14 protein-coding genes are annotated in these 13574 nt (G+C 33.9%); 5 read left to right on the top strand and 9 right to left on the bottom strand.

Going from position 1 to position 13574, the window contains the following annotated elements; translation table 11 throughout:
• Window positions 1-151 precede the first annotated feature (151 nt).
• The gene (locus WCV66_RS00270) at window positions 152-583 is read left to right on the top strand and encodes a disulfide oxidoreductase (RefSeq protein WP_338787569.1); all 432 of its coding nucleotides are present in this window, start codon (window positions 152-154) and stop codon (window positions 581-583) included.
• Window position 584: 1 nt separating this feature from the next.
• A complete protein-coding gene (locus WCV66_RS00275) occupies window positions 585-1055 on the top strand; it encodes a thioredoxin family protein (protein ID WP_338787570.1) in 471 nt (156 codons plus the stop codon).
• 111 nt (window positions 1056-1166) lie between these two features.
• Here WCV66_RS00275 and WCV66_RS00280 read toward each other — a convergent pair whose 3' ends face one another.
• The gene (locus WCV66_RS00280) at window positions 1167-1571 is read right to left on the bottom strand and encodes a DUF5365 family protein (RefSeq protein ID WP_066337219.1); all 405 of its coding nucleotides are present in this window, start codon (window positions 1569-1571) and stop codon (window positions 1167-1169) included.
• Between the two features lie 234 nt (window positions 1572-1805).
• Between WCV66_RS00280 and WCV66_RS00285 the strand changes: the two genes are divergently transcribed.
• The 3 genes from WCV66_RS00285 (at window position 1806) to tatC (ending at window position 4136) form a co-directional block, all read left to right on the top strand.
• Window positions 1806-2714: an RluA family pseudouridine synthase gene (locus WCV66_RS00285; RefSeq protein ID WP_338789570.1), complete on the top strand. Its 909-nt coding sequence runs from the start codon at window positions 1806-1808 to the stop codon at window positions 2712-2714.
• Between the two features lie 349 nt (window positions 2715-3063).
• A complete protein-coding gene (tatA, locus tag WCV66_RS00290) occupies window positions 3064-3294 on the top strand; it encodes a twin-arginine translocase TatA/TatE family subunit (RefSeq protein WP_066337223.1) in 231 nt (76 codons plus the stop codon).
• 107 nt (window positions 3295-3401) lie between these two features.
• Window positions 3402-4136, top strand: a complete 735-nt coding sequence (gene tatC / locus WCV66_RS00295) for a twin-arginine translocase subunit TatC (RefSeq protein ID WP_066337225.1) — start codon at window positions 3402-3404, stop codon at window positions 4134-4136.
• 79 nt (window positions 4137-4215) lie between these two features.
• Here tatC and WCV66_RS00300 read toward each other — a convergent pair whose 3' ends face one another.
• The 8 genes from WCV66_RS00300 to WCV66_RS00335 form a co-directional block, all read right to left on the bottom strand.
• The gene (locus WCV66_RS00300; RefSeq protein WP_338787571.1) at window positions 4216-4794 is read right to left on the bottom strand and encodes a class D sortase; all 579 of its coding nucleotides are present in this window, start codon (window positions 4792-4794) and stop codon (window positions 4216-4218) included.
• 130 nt (window positions 4795-4924) lie between these two features.
• Window positions 4925-5503, bottom strand: coding sequence for an NAD(P)H-dependent oxidoreductase (locus WCV66_RS00305; protein ID WP_338787572.1), 579 nt, complete (start codon window positions 5501-5503; stop codon window positions 4925-4927).
• 194 nt (window positions 5504-5697) lie between these two features.
• The gene (locus tag WCV66_RS00310) at window positions 5698-7773 is read right to left on the bottom strand and encodes a GAF domain-containing protein (protein ID WP_338787573.1); all 2076 of its coding nucleotides are present in this window, start codon (window positions 7771-7773) and stop codon (window positions 5698-5700) included.
• Window positions 7774-7990: 217 nt separating this feature from the next.
• The gene (locus WCV66_RS00315) at window positions 7991-8959 is read right to left on the bottom strand and encodes a magnesium transporter CorA family protein (protein WP_338787574.1); all 969 of its coding nucleotides are present in this window, start codon (window positions 8957-8959) and stop codon (window positions 7991-7993) included.
• 225 nt (window positions 8960-9184) lie between these two features.
• Window positions 9185-10231: a siderophore ABC transporter substrate-binding protein gene (locus tag WCV66_RS00320; protein ID WP_338787575.1), complete on the bottom strand. Its 1047-nt coding sequence runs from the start codon at window positions 10229-10231 to the stop codon at window positions 9185-9187.
• Between the two features lie 448 nt (window positions 10232-10679).
• On the bottom strand, window positions 10680-11447 hold the full coding sequence (locus WCV66_RS00325; protein ID WP_338787576.1) for an ABC transporter ATP-binding protein: 768 nt from the start codon (window positions 11445-11447) through the stop codon (window positions 10680-10682).
• Window positions 11444-12400 (bottom strand): iron chelate uptake ABC transporter family permease subunit, encoded by a 957-nt coding sequence (locus WCV66_RS00330; RefSeq protein ID WP_338787577.1) that lies wholly within the window; start codon window positions 12398-12400, stop codon window positions 11444-11446. The genes WCV66_RS00325 and WCV66_RS00330 overlap by 4 nt, the downstream gene beginning before the upstream one ends.
• On the bottom strand, window positions 12387-13343 hold the full coding sequence (locus tag WCV66_RS00335; protein WP_066337247.1) for an ABC transporter permease: 957 nt from the start codon (window positions 13341-13343) through the stop codon (window positions 12387-12389). The genes WCV66_RS00330 and WCV66_RS00335 overlap by 14 nt, the downstream gene beginning before the upstream one ends.
• Window positions 13344-13574: the final 231 nt, after the last annotated feature.

Here is a 13574-nt window from a genome sequence, read left to right on the forward strand (position 1 = left end):
ATTAAAAAGTAATCATGTTCTATTTCGTTCGATTATTAAGAATAAGGTAAATTCAACGATAATTTCCTGCAAATTCACAATCTATCCATTTTACAGTCCATTCTGGAACGACTATAATTTAAAGAAACACAAGTAATTGCGAGGGGATGTCATGTCGAGCTCGAATGAAAAGCGAGTTGAAAATTTATTGTCTATTGGCTGGATCGCTTCTTTTATTGCTACACTGGGAAGCCTCTACTTTTCTGAAATATTACAATACACACCATGTGAACTTTGTTGGTATCAACGAATATTTATGTATCCGTTAGTTATCATTTTAGGAATTGGCGTGTTTAAAAAAGATGCTTCGATCGCTCTTTATTCACTAATTCTATCAGCGATCGGCGGATGTATTTCTATCTACCATTACAGCATCCAAAAGATTGACTTTCTAGGAGAAAAATCAATTTCATGTGGTATCGTTCCTTGCACTGGTGAATACATAAACTGGCTTGGATTTATTACCATTCCTTTCTTGGCACTTGTAGCATTTATCATCATTTTCATTACAAGTATACTAATTTTAAAAAAGGCAGGTCGTTAAGTTGAAAAAAATTCTTATTTTTGGTGCAATTATTATTGTTCTCTTTGGAGCTTTAGCATTTGTAACAACCTATCAAAAAAGTGAAAAGGCAGAAGGCAATGTATATGGAAAGGATGATTTACATACTGCAACAATTGATCAATTAGATGATCCTAATTATCAAAACATCATTCTCCCTGATGAGTTAGAACAAAAATTAGAGGATAAAGAAGATATGATTGTCTATTTCTTTAGCCCTACTTGTGAACACTGTCAGGTTACTACACCAGTTCTAATGCCAGTAGCTGAAGAGGTTGGTGTTGAAATCAATCAATTTAACTTATTAGAGTATGAAGATGGTTGGAATCAATACCGTATTAATGCTACCCCAACTCTTGTCCATTACAAAGATGGAAAAGAAGTTGCTCGTAGTGAGGGGTCTAATACAAAGGAAGCTTTCCAGACTCTGTTAACAGATTGGAAGGCTGAATAAAGAAATACTTGGATTGCGATCTGAAATCTGAAGCTAATCTTTACTGATATTTCTACAATAAGTAAAAAAACGCGGTTCCATTACTTTCTAGTAAAGGGCCGCGTTTTCTATTTATATTATCAAGCTATTTGCAGGTTTAATAAACTCACTGAATTCCCCGTCCTGACTCTCAGCCTCTTTAAATTGAGAAAATGATAATGGAAAAAAGTATCCATATTCATTTAAATTATTGCAATTACGTTCAAACATTTCTTGATACTCCCGTTCATGCTTGCAATCGTTAATATGTTCCAGTACGGCAATGACAGCTTGGAGACTAGAAATAATATGAAAGGCATCTTTCAATGTACCATTATACATTTGATCTGAATCCTGGGGCTGTAACACCTTCTGCCCTTTTAAAGTTTTAATTTCAGTATCTGGGAAAAATCTTGGAAATACTTCTGTATATATTTGTTCAACAAGCTCATCTATATGACGTTCTTGTTCTTCTGTTGACGCAACAACAACCTTCATCTCTATCACCCTTTTTAGACGTCAGAATTTAAACTTTGTTAACTTTTTAAAAAAAACAATGCTATCGATAATCATCTATCAAACACTTTTTTTAAACTATAGTTAGCATACCACACTCTATTTCGACATTGCAGAGGTAAGTGTTACCGGAACTAGATTGTACATCCATTATTAGTTCTGTATACTTTTTAAAAAGGAATGGCAACACACAGTATGTACATTAAAGGATTGGTGATCAGCTTGAAACAAATAGGCGAATGGCTAGAAATTGTAATTCCAAGTAAATGGACTCCTAACACAGTATTTCACTTCCTTTCAAAGGAACTTGGTGTATCTAAAGCTCTTATCCAGAAATGGAATAATGAATCAGCTATAAAAAAAAATGACAGCAAAGCAGACGTCAATCATAGACTTTATCTTGGTGACCGCTTATATTTACATATATTTAAGAATGAAGATTTCGGAGTAATACCTGAGTATCGACCTATTGACGTTCTATATGAAGATGATCATTTGTTAATCGTCAATAAAGATGCTGGGATTGACACGCATCCGAATGTTCCTGGACAAAAAGGAACTTTAGCAAATCATATTGCCTCCTATTATCAAATGAACGGTCTTCAAATAAAGATAAGACATATCCACCGGCTAGATAAAGATACGTCTGGTGCGATCATTTTTGCTAAACATGACTTAGCCAATTCCCTTATGGATCAAGCACTAAAGCTAAGAAAGATTAAACGTACATATATCGCTTTTGTCGAAGGAAAATTACCTCATTTAAAAGGTGAAATTAACCAACCGATTGGAAGAGACCGACATCATGCTACACGGAGGAGAGTTTCCCCAAAAGGTCAAACGGCGTTGACACATTATCAAGTAGAACAATATTTACCAGCTATTAACTTATCGATTGTATCACTTCAGCTTGATACAGGGAGAACCCATCAAATTCGTGTACATTTAAGCTCAATTGGTTATCCGATTATTGGAGATGTATTATACGGTGGAAAACAAGGGATCATTAGCAGGCAAGCCCTCCATGCAGCAAAGGTTTCTCTTCTTCACCCAATAACAGGTGAAGAAATAAATGTTGAGGCTTGCCTCCCAAAGGACATGCTGCCATTAGTAAAGAAAGCATAGCACTACTAATTACCTAACTAAATCAAGTTAAGCACTAGTATTTAAGGGACGTGTTAATACGTATAACCTACTTAAAGACTGGTGCTTTTTACTTGTTTTTCTCAGGTTAATAAAACATTAACATAACAAATACATTTCGTTAATATTCAATTGGTAGCTTGTACATAGGACTTACAGAATTGATACTCATCTCAAAATATTAAGGAGGGATCTTTATTAGTAAACCAAAAGGAGTTTGGAAACATGAATCGTAGGGACTTATAAAAGGTTGGAGGTATGAGGACAGTTGCATTCTCTTTAGAGCATGCCATCCTTTAAGTGAACTATTACTAATTATTGGAGGTTTCATATGTTACAAAACATAGGTATTCCCGGACTAATCATCATCCTAGTAATCGCATTAATTATTTTTGGCCCTTCAAAGCTTCCTGAAATAGGACGAGCATTTGGATCAACCTTAAAAGAATTTAAAAAAGCAACAAATGATCTAGTACATGGAGATAGTAAGGAAAAAGATCATCCAGAGGATGTAAAACAGCTTCAAGCGATCGATAATTCCAAAAGTAAAACGGGTAGCTAAAGAGCAAAGATGTAAGTGGGTCAATTCAGTTGACTGCTTACATTTTTTCACTTATAAAGTTTAAAACTTGGTGTTTTTGTTTTCTTTTTCAGAAAGGAGCTCTACATATGGATTTAACAGAAAAAAACGTTATTGAACATTTAGGAGAATTGCGAAAGCGAATCATTATTACCCTGACTTCCTTTATTATTTTTCTGCTTGTCTCCTTTATTTTCGTAAAGGATATTCATGACTTCTTAGTAAAAGACCTAGATGATAAATTAGCAATATTAGGTCCTGGAGATATCCTTTGGGTGTATATGGCGATTGCTGGATTTAGCGCAATTACACTAACTATTCCTGTTGCTGCTTTTCAAGTATGGTTATTTGTCAAACCTGGATTAAAGAAAGAGGAACAACGTGTAACTTTAGCATTTATCCCAGGAATTTTTATATTATTTATTTCAGGAATTGCCTTCGGTTATTTTTTATTATTCCCAATCGTATTAGGCTTCTTACAAAGTCTAGCAGGAAATCAATTTGAAACATTTTTTACTGTTGATAAATACTTTCGCTTTATGATTAACCTTACATTACCTTTTGGATTTTTATTTGAGATGCCAGCAGTCATAATGTTTTTAACAAGACTAGGTATTATTAATCCACAAAAGCTTGCAAAGACAAGAAAGATTTCTTATTTTATCTTAATTGTGATATCCGTTTTTATAACACCGCCTGATTTTATATCTGATATTTTAGTTATTGTGCCTTTGTTGCTGCTATACGAATTTAGTATTACACTATCAAAAATTGTTTATCGAAAGAAGATTTCACTTGAGCAATCTTCATTACATGCTAGTTAAGGGCTTTTTTTATCCATTAAAACAATCAGCCTAAGTCCATATCAAATCGGACTCAGGCTGATTATATTTTTACAGCGTATTAAACTGTCTTCTTTTTAGCATAAATAATATATCGTTGTGGAGCATTTCCGACGTAGCTGAATGGATAACATGTTGTGAGGAGAAGCTCTTCTGTTTCGTTTTGCAGAGTAATGATGCTTAAATCATCAGACTCTACGATTTTCGTTTCAGTAATTTCATATTCAAAGTTGCCGTATGGTAGGACTATTTCAAGTGAGTCTCCTATTTCAAGTTCTCCCGCCTTACGAAACACCGTGTCACGATGCCCGGACAAGACAATTTGGCCCTTTTCATCAGGGTAATAGCTGCCTTTGTAGTGCCCAACCCCTTTTTCAAGATCATCGGGATCCGTTCCTTCAACAATAGGTAAATCAGCATTCAATCTTGGGATTTGTAAAATACCGACAGCTTCACCTATTGGTGGTTTAAATGTCCCGTCCTCTTCTTTATACACTTCTTTACTAGGTGGAGATTCAACAATAGCTTTTGCCTCATCTAAAGACTTAGAAGTTTGCATCTTTGTATCAGCAATTTCCCATACAGCATAAGCAACTATACAAAGACCAACAACAATCAATAAATATGATAGCTTCTTCATTACCTTCCACTCTTTCCTCTATTAATAGGTTCATTATATCACAGCTATAATCACCAATATTAACAGAGTACATAGATTTACACCTTTAATTGTTAAAATTTTGTAAATAGGGGACAGTCCCCCACTTTATTTATAAAGTATCAACAATACCTTCTGCTTCTTTTAACATCTTTTCTCTTGATTCTTTATCAATATAGGGAACAGAGAAGAAGAATTTATGGGTGATAATATCAATTCCACAGTAATCAAAAATTCCAACATCCATAGCTGTTTCCATTGATGAAACAAGTTGATTAGGCTTCATAAACTCCTCAGTTTGGCTAGTTGTCTGAAAAATAACTGCCTTCTTGCCTTTAAGAAGTCCATCCACTTCACTTTTATCAAATCTAAAAGCGAATCCATTTGTAAATACACGATCAAAATACCCTTTCATCATCGCAGGCATACCACACCACCAGGAAGGGAAAATAAAAATTAGATTTTCCGCCCAAGATATCTCATTCTGTTCTAGTTGAATTTCTTTAGGAAGTTTCGTTTGGTAAAAGCTTGTATGATTGTCCTCTGTTAAAATAGGATTAAATTTCAGTTTGTACAAATCCCTTACTTTAACCTCGTAGTTTTTATGTATTAGATGATTTTTCACTTTATCGCATATAGCATGATTAAAGCTATCCTCACAAGGATGTACCAGGATTATCAGCGTATTCATACATGCCTCCAAAAGTCACTTTTTCTTCTAGTATTTGATGTTTCTTAGCCAATATTCATTTAAACGAACGTTTATTTAAGCTACTCTGACCTTATTAAACGTGAGATAGGCTACATTAAAACATCGTACATATGCTCAAAAGCGTGCAAAAAACCCCTCTCAAAATAATTAAGAGGGACTTGTCTTTAAATAATTTAACATTCTATTGGTAATAAAACTTTCACCTTTGTTCCCTTGTTGAGCTGACTAGTAAATTCAATTCTACCTTGATGATTTTGTATAATATTATAGCTTATCATTAATCCTAAACCACTGCCTTTTTCTTTATTGGAGTAAAAAGGCTCCCCTAATTTCGTTAGTCTTTCCTTTGTGATTCCTATACCTTGGTCTTCAACTAAGACATACACAAACTGTTCCAATTCCGTTCCAATTTCAATAGATACCAACCCACCATCAGGCATCGCCTCAACTGCATTTTCAATAATATTTTGGAATGCCTGTTTAATCTGATTCCCATCACAAAGAATGGTTATTGTTTCATCATTCATTTTTAAGGAAAACTGGATATCATGTAAGTTGGCTTGTCCTTTTATTGTATTCACAACTTCTTGTACTAACTTATCAATAGGCTTTTTCTCATAAGTTGTTTCATGATGAGGATTTGCAAGCATGAGAATTTCATTAATGAAATTTTCAATTTGATTAAACTCTGATATTAATATCTCTTTAAATGAACATTGTTCATTATTTATTAATTGCATAAATCCTTTAATACTAGTTAATGGATTTCTAATTTCATGAGCAATACTGGCTGCTAATTGTCCAACCGCTGCAAGCTTATCGGATTTTCGTAGTAATTCTTCATTTATTTTAGAATCGGTAATATCTTCTGCAACTCCAACTATTTTAGAGATTATTCCTTCTTTATTAAAAATTGGTACAATTCGATTACGAATCCAACGAATCGTTCCATTTGTATGAAACAACCGATAATCAAATTCTCCACTTTCTTTTATATCTTTAAAACGATTGACTGTATATTCAAGATCATCAGGATGAATAGCATTTAGCCACAACGTAGGATTTTGATTAAAATTTTCAAAAGTCATTCCAGAAATATCAAACCATGCTGAACTCATATATAGGAGTTTTTCCTCTTTTATATCAAACATCCAAAATGCTTCCTTAATATTATTAGCAATTTGCTGCAAACGTTCCTGACTTTCTTTTAGTTTTGTTTCAGATTGTAATCGTTCTAGTTCATTCCCAATCCACTGTGCCATTAATTGTAAAAACTCTAAATCTGAGTAAGTTATCGTTCGTACATCATGACTTCCTGATATAAAACAAAACGTCCCGTAAAATTGTTTATTTACAAATATAGGTGCTCCTATATATTCGTCTATCTTAAACCCATTAACCGTGTATTGATTATATGAATCTTTTATATGGACCGGCTCTAAAGAAGCAGCTACATTTGATGAACACGTATCTGTTAGCGGAATTAGATCCCCTTGCTTTAAGAAATCTCCTGATGCACCAATTGCTTCAAGAACCTCATATTGGTTATTCTTTATCCGTGAAACAACACCATTAGGGAAATTAAATCGCTCGCATCCTAATATCAAAAGGTTTCTTAACTTATCTTGAAAACTTAACTCATTATTACTTGTCACCTCATAAAGAGTTCGAATGGATTGTTCACTAATTGTTCTCTCAATTAAATCAGCTTTTAGTTCTATTTCTGCCTTTACCCAGTTGCTTAAATCGATTAATGTGTTTAACTCCTCTTCACTAAATAAACGAGGCTTTGTATCTATAATACATAATGAACCTAAAACATTATTATTTTTCGTAATAATAGGAGCACCTGCGTAAAAGCGAATATTATATTCTTTTACAAAGCGATTATTAATAAATCTCTCATCCAATGACGAATCCTGAACAACTAATGGGTTCCCATCAGCAACTACACAATGACAAAATGCAGCACTTCGTTCAGTTGAGCGCGATTCCTTCAAATTGTCTGGAAGCCCAACACAAGATTTAAACCATTGTTTATCCTCGGTTATTAATGTTATAAGAGATATTTGCACTCCAAAAAGCCTACTTGCCAAATTTGTTATTTGATCAAATGATTTTTCCTCTGGAGTACCAATGAGATTAAGACTATATAATTCTGTTAATCTCCTCTGTTCCTTTTCTAAAAAAGAGGAGCTACCATCTTTGAATATATCCTCTAGATTAAAAATAGAAATCACTCCAAGCATTTTTTCACATTATAACATATGGGATATATGTGGTATAGAACGAAAGTTCGATATATTACATTAACAGATAAGTATATTTATTGTTTCATATCTGAAAATTACACCTCGAGGTACAAATGTACTATTGAGAAGCTATTTTATAAGTTAGAAAACCGAAAACAAGGTTGGGACTAATAAGACATACACCAACCCACAATCTGAATAATCCTTATCATGATCATTTTGTTTTCTCAGATTCACCCTTTTTTCCCCACCAACCTTTATTTCTAAAATACAAAGCAATCCCAATCCCCAAACCAAAAATTAACAAAAGTACATATAAATATCCATAATCCCATTTCAATTCAGGTATGTATTCAAAATTCATCCCATATAATCCGGCAATAAAGGTCATTGGAATAAAAATCACACTTACAAGCGTTAATGTCTTCATAATTGTGTTTGTATGATCTGATTTTAATGAAAGCTGCAGGTTGAAAATGCTTGCCATATTTTCTATAAACGTATCAAAGGCACTAATGATCCGAGCATAATTATGTTGTAAGTCCTGAAAATAGAACCCTGAATCTTCATTAATATAAGGAAATTCTGACTGACCAATTGATTTAATAACGTCTTCTTGAGGTTCAATAATTTGCCTTAAATCATGTAATTTTGCTTTCCAGCGGTAAGCATTTTTGCCAATCTTATTTTCAAATGGATCTTTAAATACACTTTTTTCTAAAGCTTGAATTTCATCGGCAATTTCATCAACTGCACGAAGAAACTCGATTGATACTTTGTCTATGATTCGATACAAAATATAACCAGTATGGGACATATGTTCTGGGTTTTCTTCAAAGTGTTTTATAATTTCTGAAAGTAAGTGAAGATTACTATCTTGCTCACGTGTAATGATGAAATTAGTACCGACAAGTATGTTTATTTTTACAGGCTGAAAGTCCTCTTCAATTGAAAATACTGAGATAACAGCTTCATTCTTAAATATATTTACTTTTGGAAGATCACTAAACTCTTCCATAAACCGCTTTGCTAAAGGATGTATCTTTAACTGTTCAGTTATTGTATCAAGTGTTTTTTGATACGACTTATTTTCAATATGAAACCAAATAATCTCGTCAGTGTTAGGGATTGTAAATGATTCAACTCTTTCTATACATTTTGTTTGTTTATTATACTTAAGCATGATGATGTTCCCCTTTACACAAAATAATATGATGCTTGATATTATTTGTTAAAAAGGAATAATCATTCAAAAAACACAATGCACTTTTTAGAATTCCTGTTAAACTTGGTTGTTGATTTCCGCTGCAGACGTCCGCTCCAATCAACAAAGTATGAAAAGAATAGAATAAAAAAAGGCTGCCAGCGAGTCAGTTAATACTGACTTTCTGGACAGCCTTTATACAAGTTATTTACCTAATTCAGCTAATACTTCTTCAATTTTTGCAAGCTCAGATTGTAAACCGCCGCCACTTAAGTACCAAAGTGGACCATCTAAATATACGATTTGTTTGTTTTTGTAAGCTGTCGTTTGTTTAATAATATCGTTTTCCATGTCAGCTTCAATGTTAGATTCGTTACCATTAGTTGCTGCTGTACGGTCAATTACGAATAATACTTGTGGATCAAATTCTAAAATTGCTTCAAATCCAAAGTTTGAACCGTGAGAAGAAGCTTCGATATCTTCCGTTACAGGTTTGAAGCCATAAATATCATAAATGTAACCGAAACGAGATTCTTTAGCGAAACCAGATAAGTTACCTTCGTTATACATAGTAACTAATGAAGTTTCATAGTTACCACCTAATGCTTTGATTTCTTCTAAAGCTGAATCAAATTTTGCAAGGTACTCATCAGCTTCAGCTTCTTTACCGAACATTTTAGCTGCGGTATCTACAGAAGCTAAGAATGTGTTCCAATAATCGTCTTCTTGAGTACCAACGAATACTACAGGAGCAATTTCTTTTAATTCCTCATAGAATGCAGATTGGCGACCAGAAATGAAGATTACGTCTGGTTCAAGTGCTGCGATATCTTCAAGTAATGGAGTTTTTAAGTTACCAATGTTTGCATACTCATCACTTGCATACTCTTCAAGGTGAGATGGTAAGCTTGAGTCTTTAGCAACCCCAACGATCCCCTCAACACCAAGGGTATTCAATGTATCTAACATACCATAATCAAATACTACAATTTTTTCTGGCATCTTCTCGAATTTAACATCTTCAAAGCTAATTGTACCTTTTTCTTCGCTTTCAGTTGAAGCAATTGTTGGAGATACAGTCATTGGATAAACAGGACCTTCCTCATCTGTAGCTCCATCAGTTTCTGTAGCTTTACCTTCTGCTGCAGTCGTTTCTTTTTGTTCTTCTGTTGAAGCTTCTTCATTGGAACCACAAGCAGCAAGCATTAACATAATAGCTAATAGTACAATAACTACATTCCATTTTTTCATGTGTCTTATTCTCCTCTTATCTATATGTATTTTTTATTGCAATTGATAATCATTATCAATGATAACCATTATCATTATAGAACCTTAAATTATGCTCGTCAATACCATTCTGGAAAATTTATTTAATTAAATTCAATACCTAGAGAAAACAGTTATACAAGAAAAAATTTTCTCTAGGCTTTCTTAATTAATGGCTATTTTTCTAAAAGATTGTTGTTTTTAACTGGTTGATTGGAACTATGCACAAAAACTGATTAGGTTGATTGGAACGGATATGCGAGACTCCTGTGGGAGCAGCGGGACAGGTGAGACCCCACAGACGCAAAGCGTCGAGGAGGCTCACCGCACGCCCCACGGAAAGCGAGCATCCTGAAGCTTCAATCAACCTTACCAATACTTATTACAAAGCAACAAAGTTTGGCGAGTCAACCTAATTACTAAAGTTAGCCTATGTATGTGAATTGAAGTATACACAAATGCGGCATCCATTTTGTTCTTGAATTGGAATATCCATATCATAAATTTCTCGCAGTGCATCCGAATTAATAATCTCATGCGTTAACCCATTTTTCACAAGCCTACCGTTTTTCAACGCGACAATACGGTCTGAATAAACAGACGCGAAGTTAATATCGTGTAGTACAATGATCACTGTTTTGCCAAGCTCATCAACAAGCTTACGTAAAATCTTCATAATTTGAACAGAGTGCTTCATATCTAAGTTATTTAAAGGCTCATCAAGTAATACATAGTCCGTGTCTTGCGCAATAACCATCGCAATAAACGCACGTTGTTTTTGACCGCCTGATAATTCATCTAAAAACATATCCTGCATCTCTGTTAAGTTCATATATTCAACTGCTTGATCAACAAATTTTTCATCTTCTGCTGTAAGTCGTCCTTTTGAATATGGATAGCGACCAAATGCAACAAGCTCACGTACCCTTAATCGTACATTAATGTAGTTTGCTTGCTTCAATATCGATACGCGCTTAGCAAACTCAGCTGACTTCCATTTTTCTACATTATTTTGATCAAGTAAAACTTCCCCTGTATCTGCATCCAATAAACGGCTCACCATAGAAAGAAGTGTAGATTTACCGGCACCATTAGGCCCAATAAACGATGTAATTGTCCCCGGCTCAATTGTTACAGATACGTCTTCTACAACAGGCTTTTTACCAAATCGCTTCGTTAACCCCTTGATTTCAATCATCCTGCTGCCCTACTTTCCTTTAATAATAAATAAATGAAGTAAATACCACCGATAAAGTTAATAATTACACTTAGCGTTGTACGTAATTCAAGAATATGTTCAACAAGGAACTGACCACCTACTAATGCAATAATACTTATTAAACTTGCACCTAAAATTAAAATAGAGTGCTTATATGTAACTAAATATTGATATGAAAGGTTCGCCACGATTAAGCCAAAGAAAGTAATTGGGCCAACAAGAGCTGTTGATGTCGCGATTAATACCGACGATAAAATTAAAATGTTCATTACCATACGATCATAGTTGACACCAAGGTTAATTGCATTTTCACGGCCAAGAGACATAACATCTAGCTTATCCATAATGAGATAACCGTAAATAAATGCAATGATTAATATTCCGATTGCAATATATAATAAATCAGCTTTTACGTTTGTAAAGTTACCGAATAGGCGAGTTTGCAGACTTAAATATTCCACTGGATCTATCAGTACTTGTAAAAATGTCACAAGACTTCCTAAAAGCGCACCTATAATCATCCCGATTAAAAGGAGTAAATAAATAGGATGCTTATCTGCGCGAAATAAGAAACGATATAAAAGAATTGCAAATAATACCATTGCAATAATTGCTACACCAAAATTTAGATATCTATTTAAAACCCAAATTGACATTGACCCTGCAAAGAAGTAAATTAACGTTTGCACTACTTCGTACATTGAGTCAAGTCCCATTACAGATGGTGTTAAAATACGGTTATGTGTGATTGTCTGGAAAACGACTGTCGCATATGCAATCGCAATCCCTGTTATAACCATTGCCGTAACCCGAATCATACGTCTTGGGAAGGCGTAATCAAAACCACCTTTTATGTCATAGAATCCATATAACAAAATACAAATAATTGCTAATACCCCTAAAAAAATCAACTTTGTACTATTTTTCCGCATATGCTCTCCCCCTAAATAACATAATTAAGAAGATCGCACTACCAATTACTGCCACAGTTACGTTAACTGGAATCTCATAAGGGTGAATAATAATACGTCCAATAATGTCACATGTTAATAGAAAGGCAACCCCTAATACTGCTGTATGTGGAATTGTTTTACGTAAATTATCACCTAAATAAAGAGAAACAATATTAGGTACAATTAAACCTAAAAACGGAATAACTCCTACTGTTAATACGACAGTTGTAGAAATGATCGCAACAAGGATTAGACCTATATTTAACACAAGCTTATAACTTAAGCCTAAGTTTTTTGCAAAATCTTCACCCATACCTGCAACGGTAAATTTATTCGCATAAAGATACGCTAAAATAACCGCCGGTATACTTACATATAAGAGCTCATAGCGACCAGCTATAACTAATGTGAAACTCCCCATTAACCATGAAGAAATATTTTGAATAAGGTCTGCCTCGTATGCAAAAAACGTGGTAATAGATGACAAAATATTCCCGTACATAATCCCAATTAATGGAACGAAAATAACATCTTTAAATTTAATACGATCTAGAATTTGCGTGAAAATAAATGTACCCATTAAAGCAAATACAAAGCAAAAAATAATTTCTTGAATATACGATGTATTCGTAAAAAACAGCATTGAGATTAATATTCCTAGTTTTGCTGCATCTAAGGTACCAGCAGTCGTTGGCGAGACGAATTTATTTCGACTTAAAGACTGCATAATTAAACCCGCAATACTCATTCCTGCTCCCGCCAATATAATCGCCAATAAACGTGGCACTCGACTGATAAAAAAGAGTTGTGCTTTATCCGAATCCCAATCCAGTAAGTCACTCACCTTAATATCAATCGCTCCTATAAATAGCGATACACATGACAGGACTATAGTTACAATTATTAACATCCATAGTCTCATCTGTATTCCTCATAACGTGTTTATTCTCATCATGACAACCTGAAAACGTTTATCATTCCAAGTGCTAACTTTTCTAAAACTGCCTTTAAAAGTGATTAAAGGCTATGTTTGATAATCATTATCATCCATCACGAAAAAAAATGTGCTTATTCTTAAGCAGGTTTGTTACTAATGAGATTGATTATCAACTACAGTATTTAATGTATCACAAAAAATAATTAGTGAAAAGGA

The organism is Metabacillus rhizosphaerae (genome assembly GCF_037201795.1).
Taxonomy (GTDB): Bacteria; Bacillota; Bacilli; order Bacillales; family Bacillaceae; genus Metabacillus; species Metabacillus rhizosphaerae.

Excerpts from the sequence above, each read along its gene's own strand:
- WCV66_RS00330 (WP_338787577.1), bottom strand. The coding sequence starts at position 12,400 with ATGCGGAAAAATAGTACAAAGTTGATTTTTTTAGGGGTATTAGCAATT.
- WCV66_RS00320 (WP_338787575.1), bottom strand. The coding sequence starts at position 10,231 with ATGAAAAAATGGAATGTAGTTATTGTACTATTAGCTATTATGTTAATG.
- WCV66_RS00335 (WP_066337247.1), bottom strand. The coding sequence starts at position 13,343 with ATGAGACTATGGATGTTAATAATTGTAACTATAGTCCTGTCATGTGTA.
- WCV66_RS00315 (WP_338787574.1), bottom strand. The coding sequence starts at position 8,959 with ATGCTTAAGTATAATAAACAAACAAAATGTATAGAAAGAGTTGAATCA.
- tatC (WP_066337225.1), top strand. The coding sequence starts at position 3,402 with ATGGATTTAACAGAAAAAAACGTTATTGAACATTTAGGAGAATTGCGA.
- WCV66_RS00280 (WP_066337219.1), bottom strand. The coding sequence starts at position 1,571 with ATGAAGGTTGTTGTTGCGTCAACAGAAGAACAAGAACGTCATATAGAT.
- WCV66_RS00325 (WP_338787576.1), bottom strand. The coding sequence starts at position 11,447 with ATGATTGAAATCAAGGGGTTAACGAAGCGATTTGGTAAAAAGCCTGTT.
- WCV66_RS00270 (WP_338787569.1), top strand. The coding sequence starts at position 152 with ATGTCGAGCTCGAATGAAAAGCGAGTTGAAAATTTATTGTCTATTGGC.
- tatA (WP_066337223.1), top strand. The coding sequence starts at position 3,064 with ATGTTACAAAACATAGGTATTCCCGGACTAATCATCATCCTAGTAATC.
- WCV66_RS00310 (WP_338787573.1), bottom strand. The coding sequence starts at position 7,773 with ATGCTTGGAGTGATTTCTATTTTTAATCTAGAGGATATATTCAAAGAT.
- WCV66_RS00305 (WP_338787572.1), bottom strand. The coding sequence starts at position 5,503 with ATGAATACGCTGATAATCCTGGTACATCCTTGTGAGGATAGCTTTAAT.
- WCV66_RS00300 (WP_338787571.1), bottom strand. The coding sequence starts at position 4,794 with ATGAAGAAGCTATCATATTTATTGATTGTTGTTGGTCTTTGTATAGTT.